The organism is Brevibacterium pityocampae, assembly GCF_039541555.1.
GTDB classification, from domain to species: domain Bacteria; phylum Actinomycetota; class Actinomycetes; order Actinomycetales; family Brevibacteriaceae; genus Brevibacterium; species Brevibacterium pityocampae.
This window is the reverse complement of sequence record NZ_BAABGL010000002.1, coordinates 131,848-151,452: the sequence shown is the minus strand read 5'-3', so window position 1 is coordinate 151,452 and position 19,605 is coordinate 131,848. Positions and strand designations below refer to the sequence as shown.

General features: G+C 72.7%; 17 protein-coding genes. 9 read left to right on the top strand and 8 right to left on the bottom strand.

The window, feature by feature from the left end; genetic code table 11:
- The first annotated feature begins 464 nt into the window (after positions 1–464).
- The 3 genes from ABD883_RS01015 to ABD883_RS01005 are packed head-to-tail and all read left to right on the top strand — an operon-like array spanning position 465 to position 3,149.
- Positions 465–920, top strand: a complete 456-nt coding sequence (locus tag ABD883_RS01015) for a hypothetical protein (protein WP_345029160.1) — start codon at positions 465–467, stop codon at positions 918–920.
- Positions 921–935: 15 nt separating this feature from the next.
- Positions 936–1,877: a response regulator transcription factor gene (locus ABD883_RS01010; RefSeq protein WP_345029158.1), complete on the top strand. Its 942-nt coding sequence runs from the start codon at positions 936–938 to the stop codon at positions 1,875–1,877.
- A 12-nt stretch (positions 1,878–1,889) separates the two neighbouring features.
- Complete coding sequence (locus ABD883_RS01005) at positions 1,890–3,149, top strand: sensor histidine kinase (RefSeq protein WP_265809562.1); 1,260 nt, start codon at positions 1,890–1,892, stop codon at positions 3,147–3,149.
- Between the two features lie 174 nt (positions 3,150–3,323).
- Here the strand turns inward: ABD883_RS01005 and ABD883_RS01000 are convergent, their stop codons facing one another.
- From ABD883_RS01000 to ABD883_RS00985, 4 genes are all read right to left on the bottom strand, one after another.
- Positions 3,324–3,947 (bottom strand): response regulator, encoded by a 624-nt coding sequence (locus tag ABD883_RS01000; protein WP_247424252.1) that lies wholly within the window; start codon positions 3,945–3,947, stop codon positions 3,324–3,326.
- A complete protein-coding gene (locus ABD883_RS00995) occupies positions 3,944–5,326 on the bottom strand; it encodes a sensor histidine kinase (protein WP_345029156.1) in 1,383 nt (460 codons plus the stop codon). The genes ABD883_RS01000 and ABD883_RS00995 overlap by 4 nt, the downstream gene beginning before the upstream one ends.
- A gap of 159 nt (positions 5,327–5,485) precedes the next feature.
- Complete coding sequence (otsB, locus tag ABD883_RS00990) at positions 5,486–8,299, bottom strand: trehalose-phosphatase (protein WP_345029155.1); 2,814 nt, start codon at positions 8,297–8,299, stop codon at positions 5,486–5,488.
- A gap of 166 nt (positions 8,300–8,465) precedes the next feature.
- Positions 8,466–9,185, bottom strand: coding sequence for a hypothetical protein (locus ABD883_RS00985; protein ID WP_137318573.1), 720 nt, complete (start codon positions 9,183–9,185; stop codon positions 8,466–8,468).
- A 114-nt stretch (positions 9,186–9,299) separates the two neighbouring features.
- On the opposite strand from ABD883_RS00985, the gene ABD883_RS00980 reads away from it, so the two are divergent.
- Positions 9,300–9,983, top strand: a complete 684-nt coding sequence (locus ABD883_RS00980; RefSeq protein WP_137318572.1) for a hypothetical protein — start codon at positions 9,300–9,302, stop codon at positions 9,981–9,983.
- A gap of 84 nt (positions 9,984–10,067) precedes the next feature.
- On the opposite strand, the gene ABD883_RS00975 is transcribed toward ABD883_RS00980, so the two are convergent.
- Positions 10,068–10,502 carry an acyl-CoA thioesterase gene (locus ABD883_RS00975; protein WP_137320363.1) on the bottom strand — a complete coding sequence of 145 codons (435 nt, stop codon included), beginning with the start codon at positions 10,500–10,502 and terminating at the stop codon, positions 10,068–10,070.
- Positions 10,503–10,832: 330 nt separating this feature from the next.
- Here ABD883_RS00975 and ABD883_RS00970 point away from each other — a divergent pair, with 330 nt between their 5' ends.
- The 4 genes from ABD883_RS00970 to ABD883_RS00955 all read left to right on the top strand — a co-directional run bounded on the left by ABD883_RS00970 (position 10,833) and on the right by ABD883_RS00955 (position 15,210).
- Positions 10,833–11,525 (top strand): ArsR/SmtB family transcription factor, encoded by a 693-nt coding sequence (locus tag ABD883_RS00970; protein ID WP_345029152.1) that lies wholly within the window; start codon positions 10,833–10,835, stop codon positions 11,523–11,525.
- Between the two features lie 8 nt (positions 11,526–11,533).
- Positions 11,534–12,670, top strand: a complete 1,137-nt coding sequence (locus tag ABD883_RS00965; protein ID WP_345029150.1) for a serine hydrolase domain-containing protein — start codon at positions 11,534–11,536, stop codon at positions 12,668–12,670.
- Positions 12,667–13,167 (top strand): hypothetical protein, encoded by a 501-nt coding sequence (locus ABD883_RS00960; RefSeq protein ID WP_137318569.1) that lies wholly within the window; start codon positions 12,667–12,669, stop codon positions 13,165–13,167. Before ABD883_RS00965 ends, ABD883_RS00960 begins: the two co-directional genes overlap by 4 nt.
- Before the next feature lie 195 nt (positions 13,168–13,362).
- Positions 13,363–15,210: a metallophosphoesterase gene (locus tag ABD883_RS00955; protein WP_345029147.1), complete on the top strand. Its 1,848-nt coding sequence runs from the start codon at positions 13,363–13,365 to the stop codon at positions 15,208–15,210.
- A 46-nt stretch (positions 15,211–15,256) separates the two neighbouring features.
- On the opposite strand, the gene ABD883_RS00950 is transcribed toward ABD883_RS00955, so the two are convergent.
- The 3 genes from ABD883_RS00950 to ABD883_RS00940 all read right to left on the bottom strand — a co-directional run bounded on the left by ABD883_RS00950 (position 15,257) and on the right by ABD883_RS00940 (position 17,765).
- Positions 15,257–15,667 (bottom strand): QcrA and Rieske domain-containing protein, encoded by a 411-nt coding sequence (locus ABD883_RS00950; RefSeq protein WP_137318568.1) that lies wholly within the window; start codon positions 15,665–15,667, stop codon positions 15,257–15,259.
- A gap of 87 nt (positions 15,668–15,754) precedes the next feature.
- Entirely contained in the window at positions 15,755–16,900 is a 1,146-nt protein-coding gene (locus tag ABD883_RS00945; RefSeq protein ID WP_345029143.1) for a phosphotransferase enzyme family protein, read from the bottom strand.
- A 10-nt stretch (positions 16,901–16,910) separates the two neighbouring features.
- Positions 16,911–17,765 carry a trimeric intracellular cation channel family protein gene (locus ABD883_RS00940; RefSeq protein ID WP_345029141.1) on the bottom strand — a complete coding sequence of 285 codons (855 nt, stop codon included), beginning with the start codon at positions 17,763–17,765 and terminating at the stop codon, positions 16,911–16,913.
- 597 nt (positions 17,766–18,362) lie between these two features.
- Between ABD883_RS00940 and ABD883_RS00935 the strand changes: the two genes are divergently transcribed.
- Entirely contained in the window at positions 18,363–19,595 is a 1,233-nt protein-coding gene (locus tag ABD883_RS00935) for a pyridoxal phosphate-dependent aminotransferase (protein WP_345029138.1), read from the top strand.
- The last annotated feature ends 10 nt before the right edge of the window (positions 19,596–19,605 follow it).

Genomic DNA, 19,605 nt, shown 5'->3' with positions numbered 1-19,605 from the left:
ATCCGGATACTCCGCAGTACGCATGGGTACGCATGGCAGCAGGCGTCCGTCCGCATGGACGTCCGCCGCGCAGTCCGCGGTCCAGCGGGGAGGCACCTCGTGCTCCGGACACGCACCTGCCGCGCCTTGAGAGGACGCCCGAGGCGGGGCACACTGAGGTGGTGACGAGGCAGCCCGGATCCCCCCGACAGGCAGCACGTCGCCCTGCCCGCACCTCGGGATCCCGCCGAACCTCGGGATCCCGCCGAACCTCGGGAAACCGTCCCACCTCGACGACCGCCCGCACCTGCGCACCCCGCCAAACCTCCGCACCTCGCCACACTTCGGCACCCCGCCGCACCTCGGCACCCCGGCGCCTGCTCGCGCTGCCGGCGCTCGGTCTCGCGCTCGCGGCACTCCTCGCCGGCTGCGGCCCGGACCCCGGACTGCGGATCGAGAACCCGCAGGACCGGTCCTCGAGCACCGTGAGCCCGCCGCCGGCCGGCCCGGCGGACCAGCCCTTCGACCTCCCCTCGATCCGGGAGGCGATCCTCGCCGACACGACGATCAGCAATCAGCCCGACGCCTCGCAGGTCGACGAGGTGCTCCTCGTCTGCACCGAGTGCATCGAGCTCGCCGAGCCGTTCGTCGCCGACGGGCAGAAGTTCCAGATCGCGCTCGTATCCACCCCGAGCGACGACCGGGTGTTCGCCGGCGTCGTCGTCTCCCAGGTCGAGGACCGGCCCCGCGTGAACCTGATAGTTTCAGGCCATGATCTGACACTCACCCCGGGTCGCGGCGGCACCCTGGTCGCCCAGGAGTCGATGTACCGGGAGGGGGATCCCGAATGCTGTCCGTCCGGGTGGTCCGTGCGGGTCTACCGTCATCGCGACGGCGGGTTCGAAGCCGGGCAGCGGATCACGCAGAACGACGGGGCATGAGGAGCGAGGAGAAGAATGCATATCGTGCTGGTCGAGGATGACGAGGTCATCCGCGAGACCACCCAGATCTCACTCGAGCGGTTCGGGTACACCGTGTCCGCGTTCGAGGACGGCCGCGACGGCCACGAGTTCGTCGCCGCCCACGGTGCCGACGTCGTGCTGCTCGACCTCATGCTCCCGACGATGAACGGCGCCTCGATCTGCCGTGCCATCCGCGAGCGCTCCACCACCCCGATCATCATCATCTCCGCCCGCTCGGAGCCGATCGACATCGTGCAGGCGCTCGAGGCCGGCGCCGACGACTACCTCACCAAGCCCTTCGACATGCAGGTGCTCAACGCCCGCATCCGCGCGGTGGTGCGCCGGTTCATCACCGCCGGCACCGGCCGCATGGGCTTCTCCCCCGACGAGGTCGGATCCGCGGCGGACGCGCCCGCCGCCGGGCTCGGCGCCTCGGGCACGGTCGGCACCGACGGGATCCCCGAGGTGCTCGGCCCGTCCCCCGGTCTGGCCGAGCCGCCCTCCCAGTCGCCCCACCGGAGCGCCGAGGGCCACTCGGCCGGGTACCCGGCGCGCCCGCACCAGCGGCCCACCGCCGGCGCCGCCCAGGCCCCCGCCCAGCAGCAGCCGTCGGGCCGGTCCGGGCCCACCGAGCGCGAGGAGCTCGGCCCCTACCGCACCCAGCTCGGTTCGCTCGTGCTCGACACCGGGCGGCTCACCGTCATGGTCGACGGCGAGGAGGTCCACCTCACGCCCACCGAGCTGCGCGTGCTCCTGCTCCTCACCGAGGAGCCGGGCCATGTGTACTCGCGCGAGAAGATCGCCTACACGGTGTGGGGCTACGAGTGGGCGGGCGACTCCCGCGTCGTCGACGTCCACATCCAGCGGCTGCGCAAGAAGATCGGCGCCCGGATGATCGAGACCGTGCGCGGTTTCGGCTACCGGTTCGCCGGCTGACCGGAGTCGCCCGTGTCACTCCGGTGGAAGATCGTCATCCTCATCGTGTCCTCGGTGATCATCGCCGTGCTCGCCTGCGGTGTCATCGTCCGGCAGAGCGCCGCGGCGGCGGAGGACGACCGGATGCGTCAGAACATCAGCAGCCAGCTCGCCGACGCGATCTCGATCTACTCCGACACCGGCGTCCTCACCCTCAACACGAGCGTCGACGACCCCGAGCTGCCCGACGAGGCCCGGGAGGCCGCGCTCGCCGGCCGGAGCGTGACGATCCGGGGCATCGCCGACGGGACCGAGGTGATCTGGGCCGCCGCCCCGATCGAGGTCGGCTCCCACACCGCGGTCATCGCGGTGCGCGCCTCGACCGCGGAGTCCCAGCAGCTCCTCAACGCGATCGACCGCGCGATCCTGTTCGGGATGCTCGGTTCGGCGATCGTCATCGGCGGCATCGGGTCGATCGTCGCCGGGCAGATCTCCCGCCGCCTCACGCTCGGCGCGCAGGCCGCCCGGAAGATCGCCGCCGGCGACACCTCGACGCGGATCTCCGACGTCATCGACACCGGCGACGACGAGGTGGCCGCCTTCGCCGCGGCGGCGGACTCCGCCGTCCAGCGACTGGCGGAGAAGCTCGACTCCGAGCAGCGCTTCACCGCCGACCTCGCGCACGAGATGCGCACCCCGCTCACCGGGCTCGTCAACGCCGCGAACCTCCTCGAGGAGCAGTCGCGGCCGGCGGAGCTCGTGCGCGACCGGGTGGCCCGCCTGCAGGTGCTCGTCGAGGATCTCCTCGAGGTGTCCCGGCTCGACGCGGGCCGGGCGCACCCGGAGTTCGCTCCGATGTCGCTCGACTCCTCGGTCCGCTCGCTCATCACCACGCTCGGCGCCTCGGGGGTGACCACCGGGCACGAGATCGAGGTCACCTACGCCTCCGAGGGACGCACCGTGGTCACCGATCAGCGCCGCTTCGAGCGGATCGTGTCCAACCTCATCGTCAACGCGACGAAGCACGGGGCGGATCCGATCATCGTCACCACGACCCCGCACGCCGTCGTCGTCGAGGACCACGGGCCCGGCTATCCGCCGGACATCATCGCTACCGGGCCCACCCGTTTCGTGTCCGCCGGGGGCGGCGGCATGGGGCTCGGCCTCGTCATCGCGCAGGGCCAGGCCCGGCTGCTCGGGATGCGGATCGCCTTCAGCAACGGCCCGTCCGGCGGCGCCCGAACCGAGGTGTTCCTCCCCGAGCACGATCCCCGCACCGACGCACCGGGCTGAGGGGCGCGCCCGCCGCCGGACTGCGGAGTATCCCGGGACCGCCGCGCAATTGCGCGGCTGAGTTCGGATACCGCGCGGTTCGGCGAGGGGTGGCGCCCCTGGACCCGCCGCCGAGTCGCCCCGGCCCCAGATGACGCGTGACCCGGAAGGCGGGTGACCCGGAGGGTGCGTGGCTCAGATGATGCGTGCGCTGCGGGCCCGGTCGATCGCCTGGGTGCGGTTGTCCACCCCGAGCTTGGCATAGATGTGCACGAGGTGGGTCTTCACCGTGGCCTCGGAGATGAACAGCGCCTGCGCGAGCCGGCGGTTCGTCGCGCCGGTGGCGAGCAGCCGGAGGATCTCGATCTCGCGTGGGCTCAGTGCCGTCGCCGGCGCCGCCGCCCGCTTCCTCACCTGGGCGGACACGCTCGGGGACAGCACCGGCCGGCCGGCCGCGGCATCGCGCACGGCTCGGCGCACCGCATCCGGCGGCGCATCCTTGAGGAGGTACCCCGTGGCCCCGGCGTCGAGCGCGGCGACGATGTCGGCCTCGGTGTCGAAGGTCGTGAGGATGAGGACCGGGGGGCCGTCCTCGGCACGGATCCGGCGGGTCGCCTCGATCCCGGTCAGCCCCGCGCCCATCTGCAGGTCCATGACGACGACGTCGAACGCCCGGTCCGGCGCGGCGAGGAGCGCGAGCGCCTCCTCCCCGGTCCCCGCCTCCGCGGTCACCTGCACGCCGCCGGAGTCGAGGAGCGCGCGCAGTCCCGCGCGCACCACCGGGTGATCGTCGACGAGCAGCACACGGGTGTCGGTCATCGCGCCTCCCCGTCCGGGCGCGGCGGGCCGGTCCGCGGGTCCTGCGGCTGGATGCGCTCGGTCTGCCGCGCCCCCGGCGCAGGCCCCTCGCTCCGCGCTGCGCCCGGCAGCGGAAGGCGGACGCTCACCGCCGTGCCCTCCCCGGGTGCGGACTCGACGACGAGCGTGCCGTCGAGCTCCGCGATGCGGGCGCGGAGCTTCACCAGCCCGTAGCCGTGGTCGCCGGCAGCCATCGCGGGATCCCCCTCGCCGCCGGCATCTCCCGCACTGCCCGCCTGCGCGGCATCCACCCGGAAGCCCGCACCGTCGTCGTAGACGTCGAGGGTCACCGCGTCGTCCCAGGCCGCGAGGGTGACGACCGCGGTGCGGGCGCCGGCGTGGGCGGTGACGTTCGCGAGCAGCGATTGCGCCGCCCGCAGGAGCACGGCGCGGTGCGCCCCGGGCAGGGCCGCGCCGTCGAGCGCGCCCTCGGCCCGGAAGCGGCAGTCGAGCTCCCGTCCGGCGGCGCGCGCGAGCTCGGCGGTCTGGGCGCACAGCGCCTGCAGCGCCGTGGGCAGGTCCGCATCGAGCGCCGGAGCGCTGAGATCGCGCACGAAGCGCCGGGCTTCTGCCAGGTTCCGCGCCGCGGTGTCCTCGATGACCTGCAGGCGGCCGGCGGCGAGGTCCGTCTGCTCCCCGGCGAGCGCCTCGTGGGCGGCCCGCGACATGAGGACGATCGAGGACAGGCCCTGGGCCAGCGTGTCGTGGATCTCGCGGGAGAGCCGCTCCCGCTCCCCGGCCCGGCCGGCCGCCCGCTCCTGCAGTGCGAGCTCCGCGCGCGCCGCCTCGAGCGCCCGCACCGTGCGCCGGTGCCGCTGCGCATCCCGGTACAGCGCGCGGTAGGCGAAGCCGATGACGACGGCGACGATCGCACCGATGACCGGCCCGATCGCCATCGCCGGACTGAATCCGGACGGCGGGGCGTGGAGGATCTGGGCGAGCACGACGACGGCGGTGAGCCCGGCGATGCACACGAGCGCGGTCGCCCGCCCGAGGACGACGAGGACGACGAAGAAGAGCGGGAACGCCGCCCAGGAGAAGTCGGCGCTGTGCAGGGTGAGGACCGTCCACAGCGCGATGATGAGGAGCAGCCACGGCACCGCGAGCGGCCCGGGATCACGGCGGGTGCGGCCCTGCGCGAAGTTCCGCTCCCACACCGTGCCCGCGAGGTAGACGCCGGCGAGCACGAGGGTGAGGCTCAGGACGAGGACGACGACCGCCCGGTCGGGCCGATGGGTGAGGAGGACGCGCAGCGCGCCGATCGCCAGCAGCGCGGCGAAGCTCAGGTGGAGTGCGACGCGCAGCGTGCGCAGCAGCGCCGGGGTCGATGTCGGTTCCACCGCGCCTCCCTTCGTGCCCGTGTGCCCGTCCGAGCGCCGCTGCCGTGCCGGTCCGGGCGCTCATGCCTCGGCACCGATCGTACTGCGGGGTATCCGAAAGCGGGTGCGCAATTGCGCGCTCGGTCCCGGATACTCCGCGGTTCGGCACCCGGGGCCCGCTCAGGCCCGGTGCGTGTCCTCCACGTCGTCGAGGTCGGTGTGGCCGCTCGCGGGGTCGGGCACGCCGGTGAGGTCGTCGAGCATCCGTGCGACCCGGATGTAGCCGAGGTGCGAGTACGCCTGCGGGTGGTTGCCCAGGTGGGTCTCGGAGGCCGGGTCGTACTCCTCGGGGAACAGCCCGGTGGGGCCCATGAGGTCGTCGAGCCGCCGGAACAGGTCGCGCGCGTCGTCGAGCCGGCCGACGAGGATGAACGCCTCGATGAGCCAGGTCGTGCAGATGTGGAACCCGCCCTCGAGGCCGGGCAGCCCGTCGTCGTAGTGGTAGCGGAACACCGTCGGGCCCACCCGCAGGTCGCGCTCGATCGCATCGACGGTCGCGGCGAACCGCGGGTCGTCCGGCGCGAGCAGTCCGGACAGGCCCATGAACAGGCAGGCGGCGTCGAGGTCGTCCTCGCCGTAGGCCACGGTGTAGGCGCCCACGCGTTCGTTCCAGCCGTGGGTGATGACGTCGTCGGCGATCGTCTCGCGCAGCTGCCGCCACGCCCCGGGCATGGTCCGCCCGAAGTGCTCGGCGATCGCGATCGCACGGTCGACGGTGACCCAGCACATGACCTTGGTGTAGACGTTGTGCTTGGGCTCCCGGCGGGCCTCCCAGATGCCGTGGTCGGCCTCGTGCCAGCGCCGCTCGACGGCGGTGACCATCTCGCAGGTGAGTCGCCAGTTGTCCTCCGACAGGTCCTCGAGGGTGAAGGTGAGGTCGCGGAGAAGCTCGGTGACGGGGCCGAACACGTCGAGCTGCACCTGGTGCTCGGCGGCGTTGCCCACGCGCACCGGACGGGAGCCCGCATAGCCGGGCAGGTGCTCGAGGACGGCCTCGGTGGTGAGTGCGGACCCGTCGACGGCGTAGAGGGGGTGGAGCTGCTCGGGGCCGGCGGCGTCGGCGAGGATCCCGGACAGCCAGCCGAGGAAGCCCTCGGCCTCCGCGGTCGAGCCGAGGTCGATGAGCGTGCGCACGGTCATCGAGCCGTCGCGCAGCCAGCAGTAGCGGTAGTCCCAGTTGCGGATGCCGCCGATCCCCTCCGGCAGGGAGGACGTGGCCGCGGCGAGCACGCCGCCGGTGGGCTCGTGGCACAGCGCGCGCAGCGTGATCGCCGAGCGCGTCACCTCCTCGCGCTTGAGCTGCGGCAGGTCGAGGCTGTTCACCCAGTTGCGCCAGTAGCCGGCCGCCCGGCGGCGCACGAACTCCTCGCCGCCGTCGAGCAGGTAGTCGGTGTCGCCGAAGTACCCGCCGCACACGAGCACGAGCACGACCTTCTGCTTCTCGAACTCGCTCGGGCGCACCCGGGCGACCGCGGTGTCGGAGCCGTTCTCGGTCACGATCTCGAACTCGACGCCGCGCGCGTGGAGCATGATCGGCTCCGCGGTGCCGAGGACGCGGACGCCGTCGCCCACGCGCTCGAGCCGGGTCGGGTAGGCGCCGAAGTCCGGGCGCGGGGCGAACCGGATCTCCGCCTCAGCGTCCCCGGTCAGCGCGCGCACGAGCACGGTGTCCTGGCTGTCCTCGGGGACCGGGGCGAGGTAGTCGCGCGCGGTGAGTCCGGCCCAGCGGGTCTCGACGAGGGTGGAGTGCTCCTGGTAGCGCTGGGTCAGCGGCTTGGCCCCGGAGGCGAGTCCCACCGAGTAGTAGCCGGCGGCGTCGGAGCCGAGGATCTCGGAGAACATCGAGGCCGAGTGCGGCAGCGGGTGCGGCATCCAGCAGATCCGGCCGGCCGGGTCGACGAGCGCGGTCGACTGGCCGTTGGCGAGCATCGTGTGCCGCTCGATCGGGACCGCGTTCTTGCCGAACAGCCACGCGCGGCGGAGCTCGAAGATGCTCGTGAGGATGAGCGCGACGGTCTCCGGGTCCGGGATCGTGAACCGCGCGTGGGTGTCCGCCCCGCCGCCAGCGCCGAGGCCTGTGCCGGCGCCGAGGTGCCCGCCGGCTGCGTCGGTGCCGATGCCCGCGTCCGGCGCACCGGATCCGAGGTCCCCGCCGGGTGCTTCCCCGCCGGGTGCGCCGGCGGGCGCGACCTTGATGCCGAGGTCGCCGACGCCGAGCGTGGCGAGGGCGAGCTCGTCGGAGATGTCGTCGCCGATGTAGAGCACCGCACCGGAGTCGAGGCGGGCGCGCAGCTCGCGCAGGGCGTCGCCCTTCGAGGTCGTCACGACGCTGAGGTCGGCGACCTCCTTGCCGCGCACGAGGTTGACCCCGGCCTCGCGTGCGATGCGGCCGAGCGCGGCCTGGGCGACAGCACGGGAGTCGTCGCTCAGACCCCGCAGGTGCACGGCGGAGCCGGTGGGCTTGGTCTCGACGTGGAGGTCGGGGAGTTCGGCGCTGAGTTCGGCGACGGCGCGCTGCAGGCCGGCCAGGGCCCGGCGCTCCTCGGCGGAGAGCGCGTCGACGGCGTCGATGTCCGTCTCCGAGCCGTGGGAGCCGACGAGAGTGACCTCGCGGGGGAGCCGGGACATCGCGGCGAGGTCGCGGAGCGAGCGACCGGAGATCACCGCCACCTCGGTCTCGGGCAGCGCGGCGAGTGCGCGCATGCTCACCAGGGAGATCGGCAGCGGGTAGGCGTGCGTGGGCCGGTCGACGATCGGGGCGATGGTGCCGTCGTAGTCGGTGGCGACGAGCAGCCGCGGGGCGCGCGCGATGAGTCCGATCGCGGTGAACAGGTCGGCGTCGAGGGTGCGCATCGCCTCGGCGAGGTCGCCGAGGGGCCCGGCGGTCGGGGCCGCGGGATCCCAGGTGTCGAGTCCGGAGGTGATGACGGTCATGGGGCTCTTCTCACGTGGTGGCTGGTGGCGTGGGGGTCGACGTGGTGTTGGTCGGCGGGGCGGCGCCCGGCCGCAGCCGAGGTGCGGGCCGGCACCGCGCCGGTCGGTGGGCCGGGGCGGAAGCCGGGAATCGGGATCGTCGCGACGCGGATCGTGGGGCGGACGGTCAGGCGCGGGCGCGGGCGACCCGGGAGTAACCGCCCACCATATACAGTACCGAGGCGATGACGACCGCCGCACCGGCGAAGCCGAAGATCGTCAATGCCCCCATGTCCGAGCCGAAAGCGAGGATCACTCCGAGCAGCAGGTGGCAGGCGGCGGCGATGAGGTGGTCGGAGGCCATCGGCGCGGCGCGCAGGGTCCGGTGGATCCACAGCTCGAGGGCGCCGTGGAGGATCGCCCAGATGCAGACGGCGGCGCGCAGCTGCGGCGGGGTGTCGGCGATGAGGAGGAAGACGACGGCGGGGACGACGACGACCGCCTGGCCGAGCAGCGCAGTGCGCACCGGCTGCGGGGCGCGGCGCGCCGCGAGGACGAGGAGGACCGCGGAGAGCGCGAGGTAGGCGATGATCACCCAGTCGACGGTCTGCACGCCGAGGGTGAGCTGGGTGGCGTTCGCGAGGATGTCGCGCGGCCAGAACACCGTGGCCATGCCGAACGCGAACCCGAGGAGGCCGCGGGCGAACATCCAGCGTCCCATGCTCCGCAGCTGGTCTCCGGTGAGGACGGGGTCGACGGAGTCGGTGCCCTCGGGACCGGACTCGAACCGGCCCGGTGCGGGGTCGCCGTCGACGGGTTCGCGGTCGACGAGGGCGGGTTCGCGGTCGACGGGGTCGGTCGGGGTCTCCGGATCGCCCGGGGTCGCTGGATCGCTGCTGCCTGACATCACCGATCCAGTGTAGAGGACGGGCGATCCCGGCTCCTGCCGTTCATCCGGCGGCCGGGCGCCGTTCGTCCGCGGCCCGGCTCCGGTTCGTCTGCTGCGTCTAGCGTGGCGGCCGTGCCCGAGCTCGTCCGACCTGTTGCGGGGACACCCGCTCCTCGACGTCGCGAAGCGCCCCTCGGCCGCGCGGCGCTGTGGTTCTGCCTCGGGCTCGGTGCCGGGATCCTCGTCTGCGCCGTCCTCGTCGCACTCTCCGGACCGATCCGCTTCCTGGCCGAGGCGTCGCCGGGCGTCCGGGTGCTCGCGCTCGCCTGGCCCGTGGTCCTCATCGCGGCCGCCGCATCGCTCCTCCACGCCGGCACCATGGCCGCGTGCGACATCGCCGTGCCACGAGCAGAAGCGGAGACTCTGCTGCGCACGGGCGCGGCCGGCCTCGCCCGGATCCGCCGCGTCCACGTCGAACGGCTGGGATCGCAGCGCCTGGTCCGGATCGCGCTCGACGCCCGACGCCGCTCGGGGTGCGCGCTGCGCAGCCGGCTGACCTGGCTGCTCGAGCCGCTCGACGCGGAGATGCTCGCCCGCGGGTCGGTGATCCCGGTGCGGTTCGACGCCGCCGCACCCCAGCGCATGGTGTTCGACGTGCGTGCGGACTCGCGCGAGCACGCCGCCGGGATCGATGTCGAGGAGGAGTTCTCGCCGCGCGGCATCCTCCGCGCCCGGCTGCGGTCTGTGCGCGCGTCCTCCTGCGCGGCCCTCGCGCTCGGGCTCGCCGTCGGTGCGGCCACCGTGCTCGCCGGCTGACAGGCGGGCCATCACTGGTCGGTCCCGCATTCACCGCTCGAGAGCCGGATGTCCGCGCTCCGGCCGAGGCGCGGGCCGGCCCGCTCAGGACCGGCGGTGTCGCAGCTCCTCGGGGAAGCGGTCGCGCTCGAAGGTGATGTCGGTGTAGCCGTGCTCCTTCGGCTCTCCGGACTCGTCGAGGCCGACGAACACGATCTTCTCGATCGACAGGATGAGCTCCTCGGTGATGATGTTGCGGACCTCGCAGCGCATGGTGAGCGAGGTGCGACCGAAGCTCGTGGCCTGCAGGCCGATCTCGATGATGTCGCCCTGCACGGCGGAGGCGCGGAAGTTGATCTCGGACAGGTACTTGGTGACGATCCGCTGGTTGCCGAGCTGGATCATCGCGTAGACGACGGCCTCGTCGTCGATCCAGCGCAGCAGGCTGCCGCCGAACAGCGTGCCGTTCGCGTTGAGGTCCTCCGGCCGCACCCACTTGCGGGTGTGGAAGTTCATCTGCGCGAACCGGGCGCGCTCCATCTCCGCGGCCGGGGAGTCGTCGTAGGTGCCGGCGGACCGGGGCGCGGCAGGTCCTGCTGTGCCGGGGGCCGGGGGTACCGGGGTCGCGGAATCGGTCGGGTCGGAGGACGGGGTGCGGGGCGTCTCGCTCATGGATCCATCGTAGGCCGAGGGGCCGGTCAGCCCGATGCCGGATCGGTCGGCCCCACGCCGGCCCGGCGCCGGCACGGCCGGGCCGGCCGCGCCTCGGCCCCGACGCAGCCCTGCCCCGCTCGAGCGCGCACTCCCCCTGATCCTCCCGTCGAGGAATCCTCCATTTACGTAATTACAGGAATTACGTACTATGGACACATGACCGATCACCAGGACCCCGCTCAGACGCCTTCCCCGGGCGACGGGCAGCCGGCTGACGCGCACGGCCCGGCCGGGAACCACCCCCCGGCCGACGATCTCGCAGCTCGCCTCACCGCCCTCGAGGAGCAGGTCTCCTCGCTCGTCGCAGCTCTCGGCACCGAGCCCGGCACCGCCGCCCGCGCGCCGGACCTCGCCGACCCGCTCCCCGGTGACACCTCCGCCGGCGCGCAGCCCACCTCGGGCTCGGCTCGCGGCTCCACCGGTGCGCAGCCGACCGCCGGCGGCGTCGATCCCTTCTGGGCCCTCAACGGGCTCAAGGACACGCTCGGCGACCTCGGCGGTGTCGTGTTCGCCGGCTACCTCCGCAAACCGGACGGCAGGCGGGCCGACTGGCAGTACGGCCGCACGGCCGCGCACATCGAGGCGGCGGACTTCGCGGACTCGGCCGCCGCGCTCGCCGCGCTCGCCAGCCCGGTCCGCCTCGCACTCATCCAGGCCGTGTACGACGGCGCGCACTCGGTTGCAGACCTCGTCGAATCCGGCGACTTCGGCACGACCGGTCAGATCTACCACCACGTCAACCAGCTCGCCGCGGCCGGCTGGCTCGAATCACCGCGGCGCGGCCGCTGGACGGTCCCCGTCGAGCGCATCATCCCGCTGCTCACCATCATCCTCGCCACCCAGGGTTAGGAGCGCCCATGTCCCCCCGCACACTCGTCCCGGCCATCGCGGCGATGGCGGCACTCGCCCTCGTCCTCACCGCCCTCACCCCGTTCCCCCGCTCTCTGCCCGCTGCAGACGCCGCCACCGGTGATGCCGAGCTCGCCGAGGAGGTCCGCACCGCGCTCGACGGCGGACGCGGCCACCACGCCCTCGCCGTCACCCGGATCCATCCCGACGGCTCCACCGAGTTCGCCGGCTTCGATGCCGATGAGCGCACCGAGTTCGAGATCGGCTCGGTGTCGAAGACCTTCACCTCCATGCTCTTCGCCGACGCCGTGGAGCGCCGCGAGGTCACCCCCGAGACCACGCTCGGCGCGGTGTTCGGCGAACGCGCCGGCAATGCGCAGGAGGTCACCCTCGACGCGCTCGCCTCCCACCGCTCCGGGCTGCCGCGGCTCGCACCGTCGGGTGCAGCAGGCTTCGCCCGGACGTTCCTTCTCACCTTCCTCCGGCTCGACCCCTACGTCGAGACCCGGGAGGGACTGCTCGACGGGCTCTCCGCGGTGGAGATCGACGCCGAGCCGGAGCCGCTGTACTCGAACTACGGCACGGCCCTCCTCGGCATGGCGCTCGAGGAGGTCACCGGCACCGCCTACGCCGACCTGCTGCGCGACCGGATCACCGCACCGCTGGGCATGGACGACACCTACGCCCCCATCACCGAGGACGGTCTGGCGCCCGGTGCGCCCACGGGCTACACCGCGGCCGACCTGCGCTCGGGCGCCTGGACCCTCGGACCCGAGGCGCCGGCCGGCGGGATCCGCTCGACCCCGCACGACATGGCGATCTGGCTCACCGCGGTGCGTGACGGCTCGGCACCCGGGGCCGCGGCCACGGAGCCCCGGCATCCGTTCGAGGAGCCCGGGGAGGAGATCGGCTGGGCCTGGATCACCAATCCCCTGGAGTCCGGGGAGGGCACCCTCACCGCGCACTCCGGCATGACCGGCGGGTACGCCTCGTTCGTCGGCTTCACCGACTCCGGTGACGCGGTCGTGGCGTTGGCGAACACCGCACTCGCCGTCGGCGGCACCGCCGCCCTCCTCGGCGGCTCCGCAACTCAGGGCACCGACACTGCGGACGACGCACCTGCGAACGAAGGAGCAGATCGATGACCACTGTCCTCACCGCCATCCTCATCGTCGGCCTAGGGATCCTCCTCTGGCTGTCCGCATCCCGGTTCCTCACCATGCGCAGGCTCGCGGCCGCAGTGACCACCGGAGCCGCTCCCGCGGAGTCGATGACCTCCGTCGACTCCGCGGCCCCGGTGACCGTGTCATCGACGCCGGCCGGCCGGGCGGGTCTCTCCGAGAAGGCCGAGAAGACCCTCGCCGGGTCCTCGCGCACCGGGATCATCACGGGCTACATCTCCGTGGTCACGACCTTCGCCATCGTGCGGCTGCTGCTCGGCTTCCCGCTCTGGGCGTTCCTCCTGTGGACTCTCGGCGCGCTCGTCCTCATCGCCTCCGTGTGGTTCGCCGCGCGCGCCTTCCCGGCGCTGCCGTGGCTGCCGACCGCCGGGCGGCGGGCGCAGATCGCCTCCACCGTCGTCGAGTGCATCGTCGCCGTGCTCGTCCTCGGCGTGCTCTTCGCCCCGATGCTGCTCGCCTGAACGGTGAGCGCCCGCTCCGGCGGGTGACCGCACTCCCCACCGGTCGCGCTCTGCTCTCTCGCCGGTGCCGTGCGGCTCACCGGGCGTTCACCGGCGCTTCCTCTCGTCGTCATATGGCCTCATCGCCCGAGCAATACCGGCCGGTAAGACTGTCCTAGATCGCCGTCCCGTGCCACGATCCGACCTGGGAGTCCCATGCAGCGCCTCGGAGCCTCAATACTGATCGCCGCCCTCGTCCTCTCCCCTCTTCCCGCCGCAGCGCTCGGGAGCACCGATACCGGTTCGACCGGCACGACGCCCGAGGCGCAGGTCTTCTCCGATGCCGAGCTCGACGTCCGTCGACTCGTCATCAACCCGACCGCAGCCCCCGACACCTCGGTCGCGGTCAACTTCTCCGCTCCGCCGGCAGCCGGCTACGACATCGAGCTCGAGCACCCGGACGGCACCGTGGATGCGATCCCCACGGAGCAGGACGGCTTCTACCTCATCAAGCACACGTGGCACGCCGAGCTCACCGGACTGCGGCCCGACACCGCCTACCGGTACCGGGTGGTCCGCGACGACCTCGACGAGGAATCCGCGGCCGGTCCGGACAGCGGGGCCGGGGACTGGCACTCCTTCACCACCGCCGCCGCCGGTGCGGCCGACTTCGACTTCCTCTATTTTGGCGACGCTCAGGAGGGCCTGCGCGACGCCTGGCCGCCGGTCGTCGACGCCGGGTTCGAGGCCGTTCCCGAGGCCCGCCTGTCGATCCACGCCGGCGACATGGTCAACTGGGCGCCGATCCAGATGGAGTGGGATGACTGGTTCGCCGGGCTCGGCGAGAACGCCGCGGACCGGCTCGTCATGCCGGTCCCGGGCAATCACGAGACCTACGGCGACTCCCGCATGCGCTACTTCCGGATGAATTTCGCGCTCCCGGACAACGGCGCCACGGACGAGACCTCCTACTACTACGACTACCAGGGCGTCCGCTTCGTCGGACTCGACGGCAACCGGGACCTCGAGGCGCAGGTGGCCTGGCTCGACGAGGTGCTGACGGACAACCCTCACGACTGGACCGTCGTCACCATGCACCAGCCGATCTTCTCCTCGGCGGTGGGCCGCGACGAGCCCGAGGCGCGTGCGGCGATCGGCCCGGTGCTCCAGGAGCACGATGTCGACCTCGTCCTCCAGGGCCACGACCACACCTATGCCCGCGGCTACGTCGACGAGGACGCCACGGAGACGCCGGGCGTCACCTCCGGGCCGGTGTACGTGATCTCCAATGCGGGGCCGAAGCACTACCAGCAGCAGCCGATCGACGACAACACGTGGACGCAGAACGGAGCGACCCAGGTGGTCCGGCACGGTCAGGTGTCGACGTACCAGAGGATCGCGATCCGCGGGTGCGAGCTCGAGTACACCTCGGTCATCGGCGCGAAGGGATCGAACCCGACGACGGACCTCGGAGTGGGCGAAGTCCTCGATCAGTTCTCCATCGACCGCTGCGGCGAAGACAAGCTCGTGACCGACGGGCCGATCGCCGACGACGGGCGCGCCCCCGAGGACCAGAACCCCGACGAGGATCCCCGGCCGGGCGAGGAGGTGCCCTCGGAGGACCCGACGCCGAGCGACGACGACCCTACCGTCGCACCGACGGGCGACGCTTCGCCGGCCCCGGACGACCCGGAGACCGCCGCGCCGACCCCTGATCCGACCACGGACCCGACCGCATCACCGACCACGGACCCGAAGGCATCACCGACCGCCGGCCCGTCCGATGCGCCCGACGAGGAGCAGCCCGGGCGCGAGGACGATGAGGACGACGAGGGAACCGATCCCGGCCAGCCCGGGGATGACCGTTCCGATGGTGATCGCTCCGATGATCCCCCGCGCACGGAGCCCAGGGGCGGGAACGGCACCGAAGGTGGTGAGGACTCCGGCGGCGACCGGGGCACCCTGCCGCGGACCGGGGCCGAGGCCGGTACAGCGCTCGGGGTCGGTGCGGCCCTCATCGTGCTCGGCGCGACGGCCCTCATCCTCCGTCGGCGCCTCGGCTGACCCGGTTCCGGACGGCCGCGGCGCCGACGCTGCTGTCGGATCCGGCTCAGCTCGCCGGGCCGATGGTGAGCTGGCCGTCGGCCTCGGTCACCTGCGCCTCCTTGAGCGGCACATCCGTAGGCCCGGACATCACCGTGCCGTCGGCGGTGGAGAAGCGCGAGGAGTGGCAGGGACAGATGATCTCCGTCTCGGTGATCTCGCGCACCGTGCACCCCTGGTGGGGGCAGATCGCGGTGTAGGCGCGGAAGTCGCCGGCGGTCGGCTGCACCACCGCGTAGGTGTTGTCGAGCACGAGTCCGGAGCCCACGGGCACCTCGGAGGCGGCGACGGTGAGGGTTGGGCTGCTCTCCCCGCCGGAGTCGTCGGAGGAGCAGGCGGCGGTGAGGCCCACCCCGGCGAGTCCACCGGTGACGGCGGCGGCCTGGATGACGCGGCGACGGTTCGGCTGGCGGATCATGGGATTCCTCCTGGGGGCGGGGTCCGGGTGCGGGTGGTCGGTGTCAGCGCGGCGGGCGCTTGCCGGGGCCGGCGGCGGGCACGGGGCTCACGAGCCGAGCACCGCGCGCAGCACCGGCCAGGTGCTGCGCATGCGCGCGCGTCCGGTGCGCGCGTGCGGGTGCTCGGGCGGGGCGGTGATGGCGCGGGCGGTCCAGGTGCATGCGATGAGCGCCAGCCGGGTGAGAGCGGCGTGCTCGACGAGCGCGGACTCCGCCGGGTCGAGCGCCGCCGAGGTGCCCGCCGCCTCGGCCTGGTACGCCCGGTGGGCGGCGGTGAGGGCCGCGGCCGGATCGCTCTGCCCGATCATCGCCGAGACGGCGGCGATCGCGAGCTCGGCCAGCCGCGGCGCGGTGGCGGAGTCGTTGAAGTCGATGACGCCGGAGACCCGCCCGCCGGACAGCAGGATGTTGGAGTCGTTGAGGTCCTGGTGGACGACCTGGTGCGGGAGCCCGGCGAGCGCCGGCCGCACCGACTGCTCGAACTCCTGGGCGTGCGCGCGGACGAGCGCGAGGTCGGCCGACAGCGGGGTGCCGAACTCCTGCGGGACCTGCCCGGCGGCCTCGAGCGCGTTGATGCGGTCGCAGAGGGAGAGCACGTTCGCGCCGGTCGCGACGAACGACCAGGGGTGGACCACGGGTGCGGGTTCGGCAGGGGCGTCGGCGAGCGCGTTCGTCATCCGGGCGGCGAGCGCACCGGCGAGTCCCGGGTACTCCCCGGACCGCGCGGCGGCCGCCTCCTGCCCGGGCAGGAATGCGTGGAGCCGGACCATCGCCGGAGTGCCATCGACGTCGACGAGGGCGAGCGCACCGGAGGACTCCCCGGTCGAGGGGTCGGTGAAGGGGGTGCGGGCCGGGACCTGGGCCGCTACGGGGAGACCGGCGGCACGCGCCCGCTCCTGGGTGCGGCACACCCAGTCGAAATGGGCCGGCGTCATCGTCGGCGACGGGTACTCGGCCTTGAGCACGAACCGTGCAGGCGGCTGCCCGGGATCACCGGCCTGCTCGACGGCATCGGTCTGCTCGGGGTGATCGGATCCTCCGGGTCGATCGGGCTGTCCGAGCTCCGCGCGCAGCAGCACGTTGATCGCGGCGAGTCCGGGCAGGGACTCCTCGAACACGACGTCCACCCCGAACTCCGCGGCGCACAGCCCGACAATCTCCTCGGGAGCGAGCGAATGCAGCGGGCGCGTCATACCTTCCAGCCTACCCGTCGGCCCGCGGCGCGTCAGAGCCGTCGCCCGGGTCCGCAGGCGGTGCGCCGCCGGTGCGCGAGCGGTCGTCGCGCCCCTGTTCCTCCGCGTCCCGGGCCCCGGCGTGCCGCTCCCCACTCCGGCCCGTGGCGTGGCTGCCGGATGCGGTCGCCGGGCTGCGGCGCACCCACAGCGGGCGGAAGGCGGACCCGCGCTTCCGGGCCTGGGCGTGGATCTCGCGGAAGGACCAGCCGCGCATCGGCTGGGGCACGCGCCACTGGAGGCACCAGGCGAGCATCCGGAAGGCGAACACGAGCACCACGATCACGCTGCCCGTCCACACGTTCCAGATGTCGTTGAAGCGGACGAGCGCGGTGAGCACCGCGCCGACGAAGGCCGGGATCACGTAGAGGTCGGAGCCGTTGAACACGGCGGGCACCTCGTTGGCGACGACGTCGCGCATGAGCCCCCCGCCGGTCGCGGTGAGCACTCCGAGGATGACGGCGGCCGGGAAGTTCATCCCGCCGCCGATCGCGATGATCGAGCCGGTGACGGAGAACAGCGCGAGCCCCAGGGCATCGAACACGACGATCGGCACCCGCGCGCGTTCTGCGCGGTGTCCGAGCAGGTAGACGACGACAGCGGCGAGCACCGGCGGGAGCAGGTAGATCGGTTCCCGGAGCGAGTTGGGGGTGGTGCCGAGGATGACGTCGCGGATCACACCGCCGCCCAGCCCGGCGAGGAGACCGAGGATGAGGCCGCCGGTGATGTCGAAGTTCCGGCGCGCGGCAAGCAGGTTGCCGGAGATCGCGAAGAAGAAGACGCCGAGGAGGTCGAAGACGAGGAGCAGGACGGAGGGGGAATTCACGCCTTCCAGAGTAGTCCGCACCCACGCTCGTCGGCACAGACGGCGCCCGACCGTAGTCGGGACGGCAGACCGGCCCGGACCTCGGGCCGCACCCACCGAGCCCGGATGCAAGTGTTTCTCACCCGGACAACCGAATATCAGCTGAAGCGGTCCGGAACGCCCCCGAAACAGCTGCTGTTCGCAGAGGCACTCGCATCGGCATCCGCAGCCGGGGACGGGAGCCCGGCCCACAGCCGGGGACGGGAGCCCGGCCCGCGGCCGGGACTGCGGGCCAAAGGCCGACAGGTGGAACCTTTTGCTTCCCAGTGTCCGCGCGACCGCGATCGTATCGTGGACCATGGCGTCACCACGCCTCGGAGGTGCGCTGCCGGCCCGCAGCGCACCACTGCGCGCCGCCGCACCACGGCGCACCACCGCACCCAGCACCACCCAGCACCACGGCGCACTGCACCACGGCGCACCACTGCGCCACCGCACCACCCAGCACCACGGCGCACTGCACCACGGCGCACCACTGCGCCACCGCACCACCTAGCACCGCCGCACCTCGCGCCGGCAGGCCTCCGCCCGTCCGCCCCGCCTCCACGAAAGGTCTCCATGTTCACGCAGTCGGCCAAGCTCTCCAACGTCCTCTACGACATCCGCGGGCCCGTGCTCGAGGAGGCCGACCGGATGGAGGCGGAGGGCCACCGGATCCTCAAGCTCAACATCGGCAACCCCGCCCCGTTCGGCTTCGAGGCCCCCGATGCGATCCTCGTCGACATGATCAAGCACCTCCCGGAAGCACAGGGCTACAGCGACTCCCGGGGGATCCCCTCGGCCCGCCGCGCCGTCGTCCAGTACTACGAGACGAAGGGCATCCGGAACCTCGACGCCGACGACGTCTACCTCGGCAACGGGGTGAGCGAGCTCATCACGCTCTCCCTCCAGGCGCTGTGCGACCCCGGCGACGAGATCCTCGTCCCCACCCCGGACTACCCGCTGTGGACCGCCTCGGTGGCGCTGTCCGGCGGCACCCCGGTCCACTACCAGTGCGACGAGCACGACGCCTGGAACCCCGACCTCGACGACATCCGCGCGAAGATCACCCCGAACACGCGCGGGATCGTCGTCATCAACCCGAACAACCCCACCGGCGCCGTCTACTCCCCCGAGCTGCTCGACGGGATCGTCGCGATCGCGCAGGAGCACGACCTCATCGTGTTCGCCGACGAGATCTACGAGAAGATCACCTACGGCGACGCGGAGATGGTGAACATGGCCACCCGCACCGGCGAGGACGTGCTGTGCCTGACGTTCTCCGGGCTGTCGAAGGCGTACCGGATCGCCGGCTACCGATCGGGCTGGCTCGCGATCACCGGTCCGAACTGGAAGGCCGAGAGCTACCTCGAGGGCATCAAGCTGCTCGCGAACATGCGGATGTGCGCGAACGTGCCGGCCCAGCACGCGATCCAGGCCGCGCTCGGCGGCCACCAGTCGATCGAGGACCTCATCCTGCCCGAGGGCCGCCTGGGCTCGCAGATGGCACTCGCGGCCGAGCGCCTCAACGCGATCGACGGGGTCAGCTGCTCACCGGCACGCGGCGCGCTGTACCTGTTCGCCAAGCTCGACACGGAGAAGTTCGGGATCGTCGACGACGAGCAGTTCGCTCTCGACCTGCTCCGCGAGCAGAAGATCCTCGTCAGCCACGGCACCGCATTCAACTGGGGGCGGCCGGACCACTTCCGGCTCGTCACCCTGCCGAGCGTCGAGGTGCTCGCCGAGGCGCTCGACCGGCTCGAGGAGTTCCTCGCCGGGTACCGGCAGACCGAGGCGGCCGCCGCCCGCTGAGGGGAGCGGG